This window comes from Azonexus sp. IMCC34839 (assembly GCF_047047955.1).
In the GTDB taxonomy this organism is placed as follows: Bacteria; Pseudomonadota; Gammaproteobacteria; order Burkholderiales; family Rhodocyclaceae; genus Azonexus.
Genome location: NZ_CP150631.1, coordinates 999,716 through 1,015,968, shown reverse-complemented (window position 1 = coordinate 1,015,968; position 16,253 = coordinate 999,716). Strand labels below are relative to the sequence as shown.

Genomic DNA, 16,253 nt, shown 5'->3' with positions numbered 1-16,253 from the left:
CGGCCCAAGGCTGCGATGAGCGAGCGGCCGATCATTCTGTTCGGTGCCTTCGATCGCCATAATTTCGGCGATTTGCTGCTGGCGCAGGTCGCGGCTCGCCAGCTTGGCGAGCGGATGCTGCTCTTTGCCGGGTTGGCCCGGCGCGATTTGCGGCCTGTCGGCGGTGTCGCCGTCGAACTGCTGGCTGCACAAGCGGAAAGCTGGCCAGCTGCCGATCTGATCCATGTCGGCGGCGAGATTCTTGGCTGCTCCGCTTATGAGGCGGCGATCATGTTGCTCGACGCCGATGGGGCGATGGCAGCCATCGGGCAAGTCGATCGTGATCCTGCGGCACGGCAGGCGTGGGCAGTAGCATCACTGGGCGACAGGCGGCAGCTGCCCTATCTGCTTGGACGCAGCGATTTTCCGCAAGCCGGGCGCATCGTTGCCCAGGCGATCGGCGGCGTCGGTTTTTCGTCGCTGCCGGCATCGCTGCGCGCCGAGGCGCTGTCTGCCTTGCGGAGCATGGATGCCGTCCGCGTGCGCGACCGGACGACGCAAGCGCAATTGATCGCGGCTGGCGTTTCGGCAGAATTGGCGCCAGACCCGGCGGTGCTGACGGCCCGGCTCTTTGCCGGGGAGCTTGCCGAACATGCTGGACGAGGCGAGGTTCTGGCGCTGGGCCAGCGTTATCCGCGGGGATTTCTGGCTGTCCAGTGCAGCGCCGAGTTTGGCGATGACCGGACGCTCGCCGTCCTGGCCGGACAACTCGATGCCCTGGTCCAGGAATATGGCTTCGGTGTCGTGCTGTTTCGTGCCGGCCTGGCGCCATGGCATGACGACATGGCGGTCTATCGCCGCCTGGCCGCCGGCATGCGGAGCAAAAGCGTCAGCCTTTTCGAGTCATCGCATCTGTGGGATATCTGCGCCTTGCTGTCGAAGTCTGCGGCTTTCATCGGCAGCAGCTTGCATGGGCGCATCGTGGCCGAGGCATTCGCCAGGCCGGCGCTCAATCTGCTCGGGGCGTCATCCGCCGCCGACAAACTCGCAGCCTACGAGCAGACTTGGGGACAGCCCGGCGCCCGCGGTGTCGCTGCCCTCCCTGAGGTTGGCGAGAGCCTCGGTCGGTTGCTCGCTGCCTCATCCGTCGCTCGCTCTCAGTGGCAAGAGCATCTGCTTGCCGAAGCCGGCCGGCTCGGTGTCGACCGCCTGCTGCTACCGGATAGGTGAAAGTCCGGATGGCGGTCAGGGTAGGGGAGCATGCTAAGCTCAAGGCATCGCATCTCAGAGCCACGCCCACTTGAACCCGTCAGCCGTATCCGTTCCTGAGCTGGTCGCTGCCATCGTTTTCGCGTTGGCGGTGTTGCATACCTTTTCGACCAAGCTGTTCGCCCATCTGGCCCATACCCAACCGCGCCATGCCGGTCTGTGGCATCTCTTGGGCGAGGTCGAGGTGGTGTTCGGCTTCTGGGCCTTTGTGCTGGTTGTCGCCCTGTTCCTGCTGACTGGCAAGACCGATGCGGTGGACTACATGGAAAGCCGTAATTTCACCGAACCGCTGTTCGTCTTCGTCATCATGGTCATTGCGGCCAGTCGTCCGATCCTGGAGTTCTGTGCTGCGACGGTGCGTTTCCTGGCCGGATTGCTGCCGCTTTCCCGCGGGCTGGGGATCTACTTCCTGTGCCTGTCGCTGGTGCCTTTGCTCGGTTCCTTCATTACCGAGCCGGCGGCCATGACTCTGGCGGCCTTGATGCTGCGTGACCGTTATTTTGCCGCGGGCATCTCCCGCCGTCTCAAGTACGCCACTCTCGGCGTGCTATTCGTCAATGTCTCGATCGGTGGCACGCTGACCAGCTTCGGTGCGCCGCCGGTGCTGATGGTGGCGGCGACCTGGGAGTGGACCACGGCCTTCATGTTCGCAACCTTCGGCTGGAAGGCGATGCTGGCGGTGCTGATCAATGCCCTGATCCTGAGCGTGTTGTTCCGCGCCGAACTGGGGCGGGTCGGCGGTGCTGAAGGGCGGGAGGAGCGTCCGCCCGTGCCGGTTTCGGTGGCTTTCATCCACCTGGCCTTCCTGGTCGGGGTGGTGGTTTTTGCCCACCATCCGGCCGTTTTCATGGGGCTCTTCCTGTTCTTTCTCGGATATACCGAAGCCTACGAGCGCTATCAGGACCGTTTGATCCTGCGTGAGGGGCTGCTGGTCGCCTTCTTCCTGGCCGGGCTGGTGGTGCTCGGTGGCTTGCAGCAATGGTGGCTGCAGCGGACGCTGGTTGGCGTCGAGCCGACCGTACTCTTCTTCCTGGCGACGGGTTTGACGGCCATTACCGACAACGCGGCGCTGACCTACCTAGCCTCGCTGGTTCAAGGGGTGACGCCGGAATTCAAGTACGCCATCGTCGCCGGCGCGGTGACCGGCGGTGGCTTGACCGTCATTGCCAATGCACCGAATCCGGCCGGTATTTCCATCCTGAAATCGAGTTTTGCCGATGGCTCGGTCAGCCCGCTCGGGCTACTCGCCGCCGCCTTGCCGCCGACGCTGGTTTCAATGGCCGCCTTCTTGTTGCTCTAGGGCGTGTTTGCCGCAAGTGACGGGCTGCGCAAGGGGTTGCTGGCGAGGGTGACCTTCTGCATTACTCGGCCGGGGAGTGGAACAAGCATACACGGTTCATCTTGTCTGGGCGCCCGTGCAACGCCAGCAAACCTGCTCACGCCGCTTACCACGAACATGCCCTGAGGCGACTGCTGCGGTGCACTACCCAAATAGGGCAAAAATCAGGTTTTGACCGGGCGCTTGGATAGCTTGCGTTGCAGTGTGCGACGGTGCATTTTGAGGGCGCGGGCGGTGGCCGAGATATTGCCGTCGTTTTCACTCAGCACGCGCTGGATGTGTTCCCATTCCAGGCGGTCGACCGATAGCGGTTCATCCGAGACCGGGACGTCGAAGTCGGGGCTGCCGTCGTCGTCGAAGGCGCTGAGGATGGCTTCGATCTCGACCGGCTTGGCCAGGTACTGGATGGCGCCGAGCTTCACGGCATCGACAGCGGTGGCGATGCTGGCGTAGCCGGTCAGCACGACGATCTTGCAGTCGGGATTGACGGCTAGCAGTTGCGGGATCAGCGCCAGGCCCGATTGGCCGTTCAGATTGAGATCGAGTACGACACGACTCGCTCCGCTCTCGCGCAGTGCCTCGACGGCGGCTGCCGCTTCGGTCACGCCGCGGGCCGGATGGCCGCGCCGTTCGAGCGTGCGGACAAGGATGGCGTTGAAACTCGGATCGTCGTCGATGACCAGGGTGAGTTCGTTCATGGGCGGTTCAACGGTAGTTCGATTTGGGCGAGCGCGCCGCCGTCCTCGGGGTTGCTCAGGAGCAGCTTGCCGCCCAGTTGTTCGACGGCGCTGCGGGTCAGCATCAGACCGATGCCGCTGCCGGCCGCATGGGCGGGGAAGCTGGTTTGTCCGGCCTTGGCCAGAACGTCAGCCGGAAAGCCGGGGCCACGGTCGCGAATGGCAATGCCCAGCGTGCCGGCCCCCCAGGCCAGGCGGATTTCCAGCGGTGCCGGGCTGGCGTTGGCGGCATTGTTCAGCAAATTGAGGAGGGCCTGCTCCAGGCGCGGGTCGGCCACGATCTCGGGCGGTACCCCGTCGCTTCCCAGAATCAGCCGGCTGCTGGCCTGCGGACGGACGGCATGCCAATGCTGGCGCACGCTGTCCAGCCAGCGGTCGGCCGGCTGCACCGGCGTATTTTCCAGGCGCTCGGCGCCGGCGCGGCGCGACAGGCCGGTGATGATTTCCTTGCAGACCCCGATTTGCTGCCGCAACAGGGCGATGTCTTCGCGTACTGGCTCAGTCAAGGCGGGGTCATTGGCCAGTTCGCCGGCGAGCAAGGCCATGGTAGCGAGCGGCGTGCCGAGTTCATGGGCGGCACCGGCGGCCAGGGTGCCCAGGGCCATGACCCGCTCGTCGCGCAGGCTTTGTTCGCGGGCAGCGGCGAGCGCCGCGTCGCGCTCGCGCACCAGGCGCATCATGCGCACGATCAGCCAGCTGACCAGGAGGGTCGACACGACGAAGATCAGCCACATGCCGATCAGGTGCAGCTGCGTGGCCCGGCTGGCGTCGCCAATGGGGAGCGGCACGTAGACCAGCATGAGCAGCGAATAGGCACCGATCGCCACGCCGGCGATAGCGGCGACGAGCAAGCCCGGCAGGGTCAGGGCGGCGATGGCGACCGGCGGCAACAGCAGCGACACCAGCGGATTGGCCGCGCCGCCACTGAAGAAGACGATGGCACCGAGGGCAGCCATGTCGATCAGCAATTGGCTGAACAGTTCGAGCGGACTGGCGGCGCTGGCGGTACGCAGACGCCACCAGGCCAGCGTATTCAGCACCGTCGTGACGGCGACGATGCCGAGTAAAGGGCCACGTGGCAGGGGAATGCCGAGAAATTCGGGAACGAACAATATGGCCAGCGCCAGACAGCCGAGAACGATCCAGCGGCTCGCCACCAGGCGGCGCAGGTTGGGCAGATGCTCGGGGCCTTCTTCGAGGCAGGCGGGGCAAAACGACATGGGCGGAATTATGCGTGATTTGTGTCAATTTTCGGCCGGCCGGACGATGCGACAATTCGCCGCACCTCAATTTCTGTCTGGAGCTTTGCCGATGCCTTTTGCTTCTATCCGCTACCTGTTGCTGGCGACAGCCTTCGCCAGTTTGCCGGCTGCTGCGGTGGACCTCGAAAAAGGCAAGGAAATCAACGGGACTTGTGCTGCCTGCCACGGCGAATTCGGTGGTGGCGGCAAGAAGGGCGAGTACCCGCGGATCGCCGGCCAGCAGGTCAAACACCTTGAAAGCCAGTTGAAGAGCTTCCGGGCACGTACCCGGGTCAATATTCCGATGTTCCCCTACACCCAGGAGCGCGAACTATCGGACGAGGACATCAAGGATGTTTCCGCCTATCTGGCCGGGATCGAATTGCCGACCAAGATGCCCGAATTCAAGGGACACGAGGATGCGCTGACCCGCCTGCAGATGGTCGAGAAAGTGATGATCATCCCGCGTGCTGAGGGTGACATCGAGCAGGGTGGAAAGCTTTACCAGAAACAGTGCGCTTCATGCCATGGCAAGGCGGGCAAGGGGCGCGGCATGTTCCCGATGCTGGTCGGGCAATACACCAATTACCTGAAGCGCCAGGTCGATCTCTTCCTGAAAGCCGATCGTCCGCACGACGAAGAGGGTACGGTCGGCGTGCTGAATGGCTTGAAGGAAAAAGACATCCAGGACATCCTGGCTTATCTGACTTCGATACAGGAACCCAAGGAATGAAGCGTTTCATCATTGGAGCAACTGCCATGTTGCTGAGCGGCGGATGTTTCGCCCACGCCCATGCTGGCATGGTGCCGGACGACATGCCGGATGCGCAGAAAATCCGCTTCTGCGAGCGGGTGCGCGATCATGCTTTGCAAGCTTTTTACAGCCGTGAGCGTGGCCGGCCGATGAAGCTGTTCGAAGAGGACGGCAGCCATGGGCCGCGCGTCACCAATCACATCATCCGGCGTATCTACGAAGAACCGCAGATTTCCAGCCCGAAGAAGGCAGAAGCCTTCGGCCGGGCAACCTGCAACGAGATGATGGGCACGAAGGGCGAGTCAGAATAGGTAGGGCACGAAGCGCCGGGTTCTTCGCATGTAGTTGGCGTAGGGCTCGCCAAAATAAGCGAGGCATTCCTTCTCGTCGGTCAGGGCAGTCAGCAGCAGACAACTCGTGCCGGCAGTTGCGATACAGGCGCCAAGCCAGCTCGGGCCCTGGAAAAAGGCTCCCCAGGTCAGGGCCAGCAATGAGGTGTACATTGGGTGGCGGATATAACCGAAGATGCCGCTGCTCACCAGTTGCGTGGTTTTCTCGAACTCGTAGAACGAGCCATCATTGCGCTGTTCCCCTGGTTTGCCCAAGCGCTTGAGCGTTACCACGCCGGTAATGGCCAGTCCGATGCTGGTCAGCATCAGAATCCAGGACGTCATCTGGTGTGGCGTGAACGGTTGTTCGCCCCAGATCTGGCGGTTCAGCACGACCAGCGCCAGGATCGCTTCCCAGGAGAAAAATCGATAGAAACCGTGGCTGCCAGGGCGGGCCAGGGCCTTGCGCGATAGCCAGGCCAGGACGCCGGTGCCGACTGCCAGTGCAGTCGCATCGGACCAGGATTCAACCATGGAAGGCCTCCGTCATCGCGGCGATCATGTAGCCGTGGTCGAGCACGCCGGCACTCTCGCGAATGCTGTGCATGGCCCACATCGGGTTGCCGACGTCGACCGCCGGAATGCCCAGGCGTGCCGCGACAATTGGGCCGATGGTGCTGCCGCAGCCGAGGTCGGTGCGGTGGGCATACTGCTGGCAGGGCACGCCAGCTCGCTCGCAGATGGCCATGAAGCGCGCCGCGCTTTCGGCGCCGGTGCTGTAACGCTGGTTGGCATTGCTCTTGATGACCGGCCCGGCATTGACCAGGGCGCGGTGGCAGGGCTCGTAGGCGGCCGGGAAATTCGGATGCCAGCCGTGGGCCATGTCGGCGCTGATGAAGAAGCTGTTGGCCAATTGCCGGCGCTGGTCCTCGGCATCCAGTCCTTGCGCGTTGGCCAGGCGGGCCAGCACGTCGCCGACGAAGCTGCCGCCAGCGCCGACGGCGCTCTCCGAACCGACTTCCTCATGATCGAACAGGGCGACCAGCGCCGTCTGGCGCGGTGCCGGCACGGCGAGCAGGGCGCTCAGTGCAGCGTGGCAGGACGCCAGGTTGTCGAGCTGGCTGTCGGCCAGAAACTCGCGGTGCACACCCCAAAAAGTGCCTTTTTGCGTGTCGTACGCGGCGAGTTCCCAGGTCAGCAAATCGTCCGGTGCGACATCGAGCGCAGCGGCGATCGGGGCGCGGAAGCGCTCTTCCGCCTTGCTGCCGTCGGCCACGCCGAGCAGCAAGGGCAGCTCGGTCTGCTTGTTGAATTTCAGGCCACTCTCATTGACCTCGCGGTTCATGTGGATGGCCAGATTGGGCAGGCGCAGCAGCGGCGTATCGAAACGCAATAGGCGGGTGGCAAAGCCGTTGGCGGTGCGCACATTGACGCGGCCGGCCAGCGACAGGTCGCGGTCGGCGAAGGAGGCGAGGATGGGGCCACCATAGACTTCGACGCCGAGACGGATCATGCCGGCGTTTTCCTCGGCCGGTTTCGGCTTGATGCGCAGGCCCGGCGAATCGGTATGGGCGCCGATCATCGTCAGGCCGGCCTCGGCGGGGGAATCGCTGCCGACGATGAAAGCGATGATCGACGAGCCGCCGCGCACGACGTAGTGCTTGCCGCCGGGAGCGATGGCCCAGCGCTCGGTTTCGACCAGGCGGCTGAAGCCGGCCGCCTGCAGGCGTTGTTCGGCGGTGGCGACGGCGTGCCAGGGGCTGGGGCTGGCGTCGATGAAATCGAGCAGATCCTGCGCCTGGGCGCGGGTGGAATCGGGAATGTTCATGAGGGTGTTCTGGCGAGCAGGTCGATCAGCATTTGTGCAATGCGTTGATCATAAAGCATGGCAAGGTGGCCGACAGCAGGCATTTCGATATCGCGGGCGCCGTCGAGTCGCTGGTTATCCTGCGGCATGACGTAGTTGTCGTAGGCATTGCGCAGGGCAATGGCCGGTACCGGCAGCTTTTCGGCGTTCATGTCGGAGAGCCAGAGCGAGCCCGGGGTCATTTCGCGGGCGTTCTGGCCGAAACCGATGCGGGCCAGTTCGGTACCGGCATGCGGCGTGGCCAGCGTGATCAGGCGGGCAACCCGTTCGTTGCCATGGCGGGCCAGGTAGGAACGGGCGATCAGGCCCCCCATGCTGTGGCCGACCAGTAACACTTGGCTGGCGCCGGTGGTGGCGCAAACCTGTTCGATACGTTCGCGCAGCTGCGGCACCAATTTGCCCATGCTGGTGTAGGGCGGGAAGAGACTGACGCTGGCCACGACATGGCCGGCCTTTTCCAGGCGGCGACGGAGCAGCCACCAGACACCGCGGCTGCAGCCATAGCCATGCACGAGGACGATGGGCTGCCTGGCGGGCGGCAGGCGGTCAGCTGGCATCCATAGCCGTTCGAAGGGAATGACCAGGACGAAGGTGAGCAGGAAAGCGCCGTACTCGGCCAGCATCAGGCGGGCCGTACGGGCGAAGCCGAGGCGTGGTGCGGGCGACGCGAAGATCATGCCGAACATCCAGGTCACCATGTTGATGCTGGCGCGTACGCCGAGCAGGCCGCCGATGGCGCCGGCAATCGCATAAACCCAGTCGGCGCGGAAGGCGAAGCGGCCGATGGCCAGGTAGATGGCGATCTCGCCGGCAATCCACAGGAAGAGCGTGATGGGCAGCATGGCGTCAGGCGGCGGTTTCGGCTTCCGGCTTGGGCAGCCACAGGCAGGCGCCTTTGGACTCCTTGTCGATGGCAGCGAGCACGCGGCTGTGCTCGGCCAGTTCTTCGTCGCTGGCGCGGCGTACGAGCAGCGGCTTGCGCTGCCGTACCTGGCCGTCGGCGCCGATCTGCGGGCGGGGTGCTTCGTCCTGCTCAATCATCAGCGAGTTCTGGCCGCGCGTCATGGCCAGGTAAACGTCGGCCAGCAGTTCGGTATCGAGCAGGGCGCCGTGCAGCGTCCGGCTCGAATTGTCGATCTCGTAGCGTTCGCACAGGGCATCCAGGCTGTTGCGCTTGCCCGGATGGATTTCCTTGGCCATCTTCAGCGTGTCGATCACGCCGTTGCAGATGGTGCCGACCGGTACGCGGCCGAGGCGGTCGAGTTCGGCGTTGAGGAAGCCGATGTCGAAGGGGGCGTTGTGGATGATCAGTTCGGCGCCGTTGATGAATTCGAGCAGCTCGTCGACGATGTCGGCGAATTTCGGCTTGTCGGCCAGGAATTCGAGGGTGATGCCGTGCACCGCCTGGGCGCCTTCGTCGATGTCGCGCTCGGGATGGACGTATTTGTGCAGGTGATGACCGGTGAGCCGGCGATTGACCAGTTCGATGCAGGCCACTTCGATGATGCGGTGGCCCTGGCGCGGGTCGAGACCGGTAGTTTCGGTATCGAGGACAATCTGTCTCATGCCGTTTCCTTGCTGCCTTGTTTCAATTCGTCGATGCCGCGGTTGGCCAGGGCATCAGCGCGTTCGTTTTCCGGATGGCCGGCGTGGCCCTTGACCCAGATCCACTCCAGCTTGTGCTGACGGGCCAGGCCGTCCAGTACCTGCCACAGGTCGGCGTTCTTGACCGGCTTCTTGTCCGAGGTCTTCCAGCCGTTGCGTTTCCAGCCGTGAATCCACTCGCTGATGCCTTTCAATACATATTGGGAGTCCGTATAGACCTTGCCGGCGATCGGACGCTTCATGGCTTCCAAGCCGCGGATGGCGGCGGTCAGTTCCATGCGGTTGTTCGTGGTATCGGCTTCGCCGCCCCACATTTCCTTCTCGTGCGGGCCGAGACGCAGGATGACGCCCCAGCCGCCGGGGCCGGGATTGCCGCGGCACGCGCCGTCGGTGAATATTTCGACTTGTTCAGTGCTGCTCATGGGTTTGCTTTTGTGCGATCGGCCGTAGCGCTTTGGCGCGGGCCGGCATTTTCTTCCATTTTGGGGTGATCAGGCGCATGCCGTGGGTACGCTTTACGGCGCGCAGCATATAGACGGCACCGGAAAAATTCCACCAGCGCCGACCGGCATTTTCCATCGGCTGCCAGCGCCGCAGCCACTGCGAGTGTTCAAACGGGGGCGCGTAGCAGCCCAGCGTGCCGCGATCGACCTCGAAACCGAGCAGTTGCAGCCAATCCTTCAAACGAGGGAGCGACAGATAGCTGCCGTTCCACGGAAAGGTTTCGCGCTGTCCGCGATGGCGCTTCAGTCCCCAGAGCGACCAGGGATTGAAGCCGAGGACGAGGAGTTGCCCTTCCGGAATCAGGACGCGCTCGACTTCGCGCAGAACCTGATGTGGGTCGCCGGCGAATTCGAGGACGTGCGGCAGGACGATCAGGTCAGTACTGTGCGAGGCGAAGGGTAGGGCGGTCAGTTCGCACTGGACATCGGCCAACGGATCCTGGCAGGCGCGCTGGCGTAGCGGAATGCGGTTGGCGCGCAGGAAGTTGCATTGCGGCAGGCCGATCTGCAAGGCGTTGAAGCCGAAGATATCGGCCACCGCATCGTCGACCTGGCGTTGTTCCCAGGACAGAACGTATTGCCCTTGCGGCGAGGCGAGCCAGGCATCGAGTCCGGGAATTGACATCCGGGGCTTGGCGCTCGATAGTTCCGGCATGTTTGAAATCTCGTTCATTCCCGCCTTCAAGGACAATTACATCTGGCTGATGACCCAGGGACGCAGTGCGTTCGTCGTCGACCCGGGCGATGCCGCCCCGGTCGAAGCGAGGCTGGCCGCCGACGGCCTGACGCTGGAGGGTATCCTGATCACCCACCATCACGCCGACCATCAGGGCGGCGTGGCCGAACTGGTCGAACGCTGGCAACCCGAGGTCTACGCCCCGGCTGACGAGTCTATCACAGGCCGAACCCGCCCTTTGTCAGGTGGCGAGAGGATCGATGTGCTGGGTTGTACGGTCGAAGTGATGGCCGTGCCCGGCCATACGCGCGGCCACCTTGCCTACCATGCACCCGGTGCCTTGTTCTGCGGCGACACCTTGTTCGGTGCCGGCTGCGGCCGTCTGTTCGAGGGGACACCGGAACAGATGTCGGCGTCGCTCGATGCCATTGCTGCATTGCCGGACGAGACGCGGATCTTTTGCGCGCACGAATATACCGAGATGAACTTGCGCTTTGCCTTCGCCGTCGAGCCGGAAAGCCCTGCTTTGCTGGCCAGATCGGCCAAGGTGGCGGAGTTGCGAGCGGCGGGTTTGCCCAGCGTACCGTTCACTTTGGCCGAGGAAAAGGCGACCAATCCCTTCCTGCGTTGCTGTGAGCCGGTGGTCATCGATGCGGCCATGCAGCATGCTGCGGTGGACCAGTCAAAAACGGCAATTTTCGCGGCGCTGCGCGCCTGGCGGAACGTCTTCTAGCCGGCCTTCTGGCGCAAGCGATTGCCGACTTTTTCCAGCGTGTCGAGGACGCGTGCGGCGTTGAAGGGTTTGACGATGAAACCGGCGGCTCCGTTTTCGATCGACTGCTGAACGGTTTCCGGGTCGGCATTGCCGGTGATCATGACGAAGGTTGTTTCAGGACGCTGCGCCTTGATCTGGGCCATGGCGTTGATGCCGTCCAATTCAGGCATCAAGACATCCATGCAGATGATGTCCGGCTTCATGCGTTCAGCCATTTCGACGGCGGCAAGCCCATTGCGCGCTTCGCCGACGACGTCGTACTGTTCGCCGCGCAGCATGCCGCGCAGGATGCTGCGCATCATGTCGTTGTCGTCGACGATCATGATCGTCAGGCGAGGATATTTCATACTCAGTGAGCGGGAATGGCATCGGCGCGGCAGACCCGGTCGCGCCCTTCGTGTTTGGCTTGGTAAAGAGCCCTGTCGGCGGCCTGGATCAGATCGTCATAGGGATTGTCTACCCCGGGTATGGCCGAGGCGATCCCCATGCTGATCGTCACCTTGCCGAACGGCGAAGCATCGTGCGTCAGATTCAGGTCGTGGATACCGTGGCGAATCTTCTCTGCGATGAACAGGGCACCGCCGATATTGGTTTCCGGCAGCACGATGGCGAACTCCTCGCCACCAAAGCGGGCTGCGACATCGGTGGCGCGCTCCATGAATTTCTGCAGCGTGGCAGCGACGCGACGCAGGCAGTCGTCGCCGGCCTGGTGACCGTAGGTATCGTTGTAGAGCTTGAAGTAATCGACATCGCACATGATCAGGGCAACGCTCGCCGAAAGGCGACGTGCTCGACGCCATTCACGGCCGATGGCCTCGTCGAAGTAGCGCCGGTTGGCAATGCCGGTCAGGCCATCGCTGGCCGACAGGCGACGCAGTTCGGCATTCGCCCGGTCGAGTTTCTTGGCCATGACCACCAGCGAGGTGCGCATCTGCACGATGCGCTGCATGGCGCGAATCTTCGCGCCGAGCACGACTTCGCTGACCGGCTTGAGCAGGTAGTCGTCACCGCCGGCGGCGATCCCTTTCTCGATATCCTCGTCTTTGTCGAGCGAGGACAGGAAGATGATCGGTGCCCAGTTGCCCTGGTTTTCCAGGGCGCGGATCCGTTGGGCTACGCCGAAACCATCGATATCCGGCAAAACGATGTCGAGCAGCACGATATCCGGCTGTTCGCGCTGGAACAGATCGATGCCTTCCTGGCCACTCATCGCGTGGACCACCTCAGCCCCCAGACGCTGGACGTATTGAGTCAGAATCTGCAGGTTGGTCCGGCTGTCTTCGACGATGAGTATTTTCATGATTTTTTGAAAGGCTGGCCGGTTGAGTAGCTATCGGCAGAATCTATCGAAGAAGACCAGTGCCGAAACGACGATACCTACCGAAGCGCAAGTCCAACCGATGCCCCACCATAGTGCCTTTTGAGCCTGGACATGGGCGTGGTGTTCCTTGTATTCGAAATAGCGTTGAAATTCGCCGAGCATCAATAGCGCGGTGAGCATGAAGAAAATCATGCCGCAGAACAGAAAGATGATGATGCCGTTGGTTAGTTCCCGGCATGAGCCGGCCGTCCGATGCAAAAAAATCAGTATCGCATCGGTGCGGAAGGCATAGGTAGCCACCAAATAGGTCAGCCAGCCGAAAAAGCAGATCAGGCCGATTATCAGCCAAGTCTGAGGCCGTTTAAATTCAGCGATGATTTCGCCGATATCATCAATGATCCAACGCAAATTCATGGTGTTGCCAAATGCAATAAATGGGGTGCAATGTGCTAAATTTATTAGCCTGTGAGCTTTTGGCAGTAGATTATCATGGCTGAGCACAAGAATATTCGATTTGTAATGGCATCGCGCCTCAACGATGTACTCAAGTCGAGCAAAACGCATCGCTTTGCCAAATGGCTTGGTGGCTTCCTGCTGGCTTTCGGCTTGTTCGGCTATTTCGCTGCTCCACCGATACTGAAGTCCGTACTGCTGTCCGTTGCCTCAGAACAATTGAATCGTGACGTCAGCGTCGAGCGTATCGACGTGAATCCTTATGCGCTGTCGGTCCGCATCAATGGCTTGTCGATACGCGATAAGGCAGGTAAGGAAGCAGCGGGTTTCGACGAGTTGTACGTCAATCTTTCGTCTGCCTCCGTTTTCAAGTTTGCTGCAGTGATCGACGAAATCCGCCTGCAGGGCTTGCGTCTTGCCGTGGCGCATTTGGGCGACGGTCGCTATGACATCTCTGATCTGCTTGACAAGTGGATGCAGCCGAAAGAGGAGGAACCGGACAGCGCAACGCCGCGCTTTTCGCTGAACAATATCCAGTTGGTTGACGCCCGGATCGAGTTCGACGACCGGCCGAAGGGCAAACTGCACAAAATCTCCGAAATCAATCTGGCCTTGCCCTTCGTATCGAGCCTGCCTTATCAGGCCGAGGTATTGGTTCAGCCGGCTTTCTCGGCCAATATCGACGGCTCAACCCTGGCGTTGAAAGGGCGCAGCAAGCCGTTTGCCCAGACGCACGAGAGCGAACTGGATCTCGATCTTGATCGTTTCGATCTGGCGGGCGTACAGGCTTACCTGCCGGATAGCCTGCCTTTCCGTATTGCCTCGGGTACGGTCGACTCCGAACTGAAAGCGAACTTCAAGGAAGTCACCGATGGCACCTTCTCGCTGGCGGTGGTCGGTGCGCTGCATGTTTCCGGTCTGGTGGTCAACGAAAGCAATGGGGCTCATTTGCTGGGCTGGAAGCGGCTCGATGTCGACATCGACAAGGCCGATCCGCTCAATCGTCGTTTCGAAATCAAGCGCGTCGCTCTGGAGGCACCGGAATTCAGCCTGGGGATTGATCGCCAGGGCGAATTGAACGTGCTGCGTGTGCTCGATCGATTGAGCAAGGCCCCGACCGCCAAGGAGGCACCAGCCAAGACCGATGCCGGGCCGGCATTGCAATGGTCGCTTGGCGAATTCGCCTTGGATCATGGGGGGCTGCGTTGGCGGGATGAGTCCCGGAGCAGTACGGTGGCCGGCGAGGTACGGCAACTGCACGTGGCGGTCGGCGAGGTCGATGGCTCTCTCAGCAAGCCGATTGTCGTCAATACCGTCAGCTTTCAGATCGACATGGGAGAGCGCCTGAAGGTCGAAAAGATGGCCTTCAAGGACATCCGTGTGGATTTGCCGGCGCGTCGCGTCGAGCTTGGCGAACTGCTCAATCAGGGAACGCAAGTGCGCATGCTGCGCAACAAGGCTGGCGAAATCGAATGGCTCAATCCGCCTGCCTTGAAGACCGCGCCCAAGGCAGAAGCCAAACCGGCTGCCAAGGACGACAAGCCATGGGTGGCGAAGCTGGACAAATTGGCCGTCGACGCGCTGGCCTTCCGTTTCGAAGACCAGACAACGCAACCCGCGGCAGTGCAGCAACTCGATGGCTTCAGTGTGCAAGGCCAGGGGCTGACCAACGAAGTGGGTAAGAAAGGGCAGATCGCCATCAAGGGCAAGGTTAACGCCAAGGGTAGCCTGGACGTTTCAGGCAGCCTGCAGGCTTCGCCTCTTGATATTGGCCTGAGGGTTGAAACGGTCGCCATTCCGATGATGCCGCTGGAGCCGTATTTCGGCCAATTCCTGAATATCTCGGTGACGCGTGGTCAGGTGTCGAACAAGGGGGAGGCTAGCCTACAGATTGCCGACGGCAAGTTGAAGGCTGCCTACAAAGGCTCGGCGACGCTGGGTGACTTTGTTGCGGTGGACAAGCTCAATAGCGCGGATTTCCTGAAATGGAAGTCGCTCTATTTCGGCAATGTCGATTTTCGCCTCGACCCGCTGGCGATCAACATTGGCGAAATCGCGCTGGCCGATTTCTATTCCCGTTTGATCCTGAACAAGGATGGCCGCCTGAACGTCGCCGATATCGTAAAGAAGCCCGAAACCAACGAGACGGTTGCCGCTGGCGATACCAAGCCGGCAGCGGGGAACAATCAGACTGCTGCCGAACCAGCGAAGGCGCCCCCGCCGATCAAGATCGCCAAGATCACCGTGCAGAACGGGACGGTCAATTTCTCCGATTTCTTCGTCAAACCCAACTACACCGTCAACGTCACTAAACTGGCGGGCAAGGTTAACGGGCTATCGTCGGCCGCCGATACCGTAGCCGATCTGGAAATGCGCGGCAGTTATGCCAATTCGGCGCCGGTGCTGATTGCTGGCAAGCTCAATCCGCTGGCGGCAAAGAGCTTCCTCGACATCAAGACCGACATTACCGGGGTCGACCTGGTCGGCTTCTCGCCCTATTCGGGCAAGTACGCTGGCTACGCCATCGAGAAGGGCAAACTGTCGATGAACCTGGCCTACAAGCTGGAGAATCGCCAGTTGACGGCCGACAACCGCGTCTTCATCGACCAGTTTACTTTTGGCGACAAGGTGGAAAGTCCGGACGCGACCAAGCTGCCGGTCAATCTGGCCTTGTCCTTGTTGAAGAACAATCGCGGTGAAATCGACATCAACCTGCCGATTTCGGGTTCGCTGGACGATCCGGAATTCTCGGTCGGCGGGCTGATCGTGCGTGTCATCGTCAATCTCTTCGTCAAGGCCGTAACCTCGCCGTTCGCGCTCCTTGGTTCGATGTTCGGCGGCGGCGAGGAGTTGTCGAACGTCGATTTCGCCGTCGGCCGTGCAAGTCTGTCGGATGCGGCGACCAAGAAGCTGGAGGCGCTGGCCAAGGCGCTGACCGAGCGTCAATCGCTGAAGCTGGAGATTACCGGGCGGGCCGATCCGGAGCTCGACAAGGAAGGCGTCAAGCGCGTCGCCATTGAACGGGCGATGAAGACCGAGAAGCTCAAGGATTTGCGCAAGAGTGGCGAGGGCAATTCGCTGGAGGCCATTGAAATTGCGCCTGAGGAATACAAGACCTACCTGACGCGGGCCTATCGCGAAGCCAAGTTCCCGAAGCCGCGCAACGCCATCGGTATGTTGAAGGATTTGCCGGTCGAGGAAATGGAAAAGCTGATGCTGGCCAACCTGCCGGCCAGCGACGAGGATTTGCGTCAGTTGGCGCGGCAGCGCGCCGAGAACGTGCAAGCCTGGCTGGTCGATAATGGCAAGGTGCCGCCGGAGCGTGTTTTCCTGTTGCCGGAAAAGGCCGAGGCCGATGAAAAGGCCAAAGGCAACCGCGTTGATTTTTCTTTGAGGTAAGGCGGG

General features: G+C 61.8%; 17 protein-coding genes. 6 read left to right on the top strand and 11 right to left on the bottom strand.

What is annotated here, in order from left to right; genetic code table 11:
- Positions 1-15 precede the first annotated feature (15 nt).
- Positions 16-1,209, top strand: a complete 1,194-nt coding sequence (locus tag WIF35_RS05080) for a polysaccharide pyruvyl transferase family protein (RefSeq protein ID WP_412480482.1) — start codon at positions 16-18, stop codon at positions 1,207-1,209.
- Positions 1,210-1,279: 70 nt separating this feature from the next.
- Entirely contained in the window at positions 1,280-2,548 is a 1,269-nt protein-coding gene (locus WIF35_RS05075; RefSeq protein WP_412480481.1) for a putative Na+/H+ antiporter, read from the top strand.
- A gap of 203 nt (positions 2,549-2,751) precedes the next feature.
- On the opposite strand, the gene WIF35_RS05070 is transcribed toward WIF35_RS05075, so the two are convergent.
- Together WIF35_RS05070 and WIF35_RS05065 are read right to left on the bottom strand one after the other, a co-directional pair.
- Positions 2,752-3,285 carry a response regulator transcription factor gene (locus WIF35_RS05070; RefSeq protein WP_412480480.1) on the bottom strand — a complete coding sequence of 178 codons (534 nt, stop codon included), beginning with the start codon at positions 3,283-3,285 and terminating at the stop codon, positions 2,752-2,754.
- Entirely contained in the window at positions 3,282-4,544 is a 1,263-nt protein-coding gene (locus tag WIF35_RS05065; protein WP_412480479.1) for an ATP-binding protein, read from the bottom strand. Before WIF35_RS05065 ends, WIF35_RS05070 begins: the two co-directional genes overlap by 4 nt.
- 91 nt (positions 4,545-4,635) lie before the next feature.
- Here WIF35_RS05065 and WIF35_RS05060 point away from each other — a divergent pair, with 91 nt between their 5' ends.
- Together WIF35_RS05060 and WIF35_RS05055 are read left to right on the top strand one after the other, a co-directional pair.
- Positions 4,636-5,298: a c-type cytochrome gene (locus WIF35_RS05060; protein ID WP_412480478.1), complete on the top strand. Its 663-nt coding sequence runs from the start codon at positions 4,636-4,638 to the stop codon at positions 5,296-5,298.
- A complete protein-coding gene (locus WIF35_RS05055; protein ID WP_412480477.1) occupies positions 5,295-5,630 on the top strand; it encodes a hypothetical protein in 336 nt (111 codons plus the stop codon). The genes WIF35_RS05060 and WIF35_RS05055 overlap by 4 nt, the downstream gene beginning before the upstream one ends.
- On the opposite strand, the gene WIF35_RS05050 is transcribed toward WIF35_RS05055, so the two are convergent.
- The 6 genes from WIF35_RS05050 to WIF35_RS05025 are packed head-to-tail and all read right to left on the bottom strand — an operon-like array spanning position 5,622 to position 10,248.
- Positions 5,622-6,182, bottom strand: coding sequence for a methyltransferase family protein (locus WIF35_RS05050; protein ID WP_412480476.1), 561 nt, complete (start codon positions 6,180-6,182; stop codon positions 5,622-5,624). The genes WIF35_RS05055 and WIF35_RS05050 overlap by 9 nt on opposite strands.
- Positions 6,175-7,476 (bottom strand): M18 family aminopeptidase, encoded by a 1,302-nt coding sequence (locus WIF35_RS05045; protein WP_412480475.1) that lies wholly within the window; start codon positions 7,474-7,476, stop codon positions 6,175-6,177. Before WIF35_RS05045 ends, WIF35_RS05050 begins: the two co-directional genes overlap by 8 nt.
- Positions 7,473-8,357 (bottom strand): esterase/lipase family protein, encoded by an 885-nt coding sequence (locus tag WIF35_RS05040; RefSeq protein ID WP_412480474.1) that lies wholly within the window; start codon positions 8,355-8,357, stop codon positions 7,473-7,475. The genes WIF35_RS05045 and WIF35_RS05040 overlap by 4 nt, the downstream gene beginning before the upstream one ends.
- 4 nt (positions 8,358-8,361) lie before the next feature.
- On the bottom strand, positions 8,362-9,081 hold the full coding sequence (gene dnaQ / locus WIF35_RS05035; protein WP_412480473.1) for a DNA polymerase III subunit epsilon: 720 nt from the start codon (positions 9,079-9,081) through the stop codon (positions 8,362-8,364).
- Positions 9,078-9,542 (bottom strand): ribonuclease HI, encoded by a 465-nt coding sequence (gene rnhA / locus WIF35_RS05030; protein ID WP_412480472.1) that lies wholly within the window; start codon positions 9,540-9,542, stop codon positions 9,078-9,080. The genes dnaQ and rnhA overlap by 4 nt, the downstream gene beginning before the upstream one ends.
- Complete coding sequence (locus WIF35_RS05025; protein ID WP_412481216.1) at positions 9,529-10,248, bottom strand: class I SAM-dependent methyltransferase; 720 nt, start codon at positions 10,246-10,248, stop codon at positions 9,529-9,531. Before WIF35_RS05025 ends, rnhA begins: the two co-directional genes overlap by 14 nt.
- A gap of 28 nt (positions 10,249-10,276) precedes the next feature.
- Between WIF35_RS05025 and gloB the strand changes: the two genes are divergently transcribed.
- Positions 10,277-11,032, top strand: a complete 756-nt coding sequence (gene gloB / locus WIF35_RS05020; RefSeq protein ID WP_412480471.1) for a hydroxyacylglutathione hydrolase — start codon at positions 10,277-10,279, stop codon at positions 11,030-11,032.
- Here the strand turns inward: gloB and WIF35_RS05015 are convergent.
- Genes WIF35_RS05015 through WIF35_RS05005 form a run of 3 tightly spaced genes read right to left on the bottom strand, consistent with a single transcriptional unit; the run spans position 11,029 to position 12,809 of the window.
- Complete coding sequence (locus tag WIF35_RS05015; RefSeq protein WP_412480470.1) at positions 11,029-11,421, bottom strand: response regulator transcription factor; 393 nt, start codon at positions 11,419-11,421, stop codon at positions 11,029-11,031. The two genes, gloB and WIF35_RS05015, sit on opposite strands and share 4 nt — an antisense overlap.
- Before the next feature lie 2 nt (positions 11,422-11,423).
- Complete coding sequence (locus WIF35_RS05010) at positions 11,424-12,374, bottom strand: diguanylate cyclase (RefSeq protein WP_412480469.1); 951 nt, start codon at positions 12,372-12,374, stop codon at positions 11,424-11,426.
- Positions 12,375-12,404: 30 nt separating this feature from the next.
- Positions 12,405-12,809 (bottom strand): hypothetical protein, encoded by a 405-nt coding sequence (locus WIF35_RS05005; RefSeq protein WP_412480468.1) that lies wholly within the window; start codon positions 12,807-12,809, stop codon positions 12,405-12,407.
- A gap of 105 nt (positions 12,810-12,914) precedes the next feature.
- On the opposite strand from WIF35_RS05005, the gene WIF35_RS05000 reads away from it, so the two are divergent.
- A complete protein-coding gene (locus WIF35_RS05000) occupies positions 12,915-16,247 on the top strand; it encodes a DUF748 domain-containing protein (RefSeq protein ID WP_412480467.1) in 3,333 nt (1,110 codons plus the stop codon).
- The last annotated feature ends 6 nt before the right edge of the window (positions 16,248-16,253 follow it).

Coding starts and splice junctions, on each gene's coding strand:
- dnaQ (WP_412480473.1), bottom strand. CDS start 9,081: ATGAGACAGATTGTCCTCGATACCGAAACTACCGGTCTCGACCCGCGC.
- WIF35_RS05025 (WP_412481216.1), bottom strand. CDS start 10,248: ATGTCAATTCCCGGACTCGATGCCTGGCTCGCCTCGCCGCAAGGGCAA.
- WIF35_RS05000 (WP_412480467.1), top strand. CDS start 12,915: ATGGCATCGCGCCTCAACGATGTACTCAAGTCGAGCAAAACGCATCGC.
- WIF35_RS05055 (WP_412480477.1), top strand. CDS start 5,295: ATGAAGCGTTTCATCATTGGAGCAACTGCCATGTTGCTGAGCGGCGGA.
- rnhA (WP_412480472.1), bottom strand. CDS start 9,542: ATGAGCAGCACTGAACAAGTCGAAATATTCACCGACGGCGCGTGCCGC.
- WIF35_RS05040 (WP_412480474.1), bottom strand. CDS start 8,357: ATGCTGCCCATCACGCTCTTCCTGTGGATTGCCGGCGAGATCGCCATC.
- WIF35_RS05070 (WP_412480480.1), bottom strand. CDS start 3,285: ATGAACGAACTCACCCTGGTCATCGACGACGATCCGAGTTTCAACGCC.
- WIF35_RS05060 (WP_412480478.1), top strand. CDS start 4,636: ATGCCTTTTGCTTCTATCCGCTACCTGTTGCTGGCGACAGCCTTCGCC.
- WIF35_RS05080 (WP_412480482.1), top strand. CDS start 16: ATGAGCGAGCGGCCGATCATTCTGTTCGGTGCCTTCGATCGCCATAAT.
- WIF35_RS05050 (WP_412480476.1), bottom strand. CDS start 6,182: ATGGTTGAATCCTGGTCCGATGCGACTGCACTGGCAGTCGGCACCGGC.
- WIF35_RS05010 (WP_412480469.1), bottom strand. CDS start 12,374: ATGAAAATACTCATCGTCGAAGACAGCCGGACCAACCTGCAGATTCTG.
- WIF35_RS05005 (WP_412480468.1), bottom strand. CDS start 12,809: ATGAATTTGCGTTGGATCATTGATGATATCGGCGAAATCATCGCTGAA.
- gloB (WP_412480471.1), top strand. CDS start 10,277: ATGTTTGAAATCTCGTTCATTCCCGCCTTCAAGGACAATTACATCTGG.
- WIF35_RS05065 (WP_412480479.1), bottom strand. CDS start 4,544: ATGTCGTTTTGCCCCGCCTGCCTCGAAGAAGGCCCCGAGCATCTGCCC.
- WIF35_RS05015 (WP_412480470.1), bottom strand. CDS start 11,421: ATGAAATATCCTCGCCTGACGATCATGATCGTCGACGACAACGACATG.
- WIF35_RS05045 (WP_412480475.1), bottom strand. CDS start 7,476: ATGAACATTCCCGATTCCACCCGCGCCCAGGCGCAGGATCTGCTCGAT.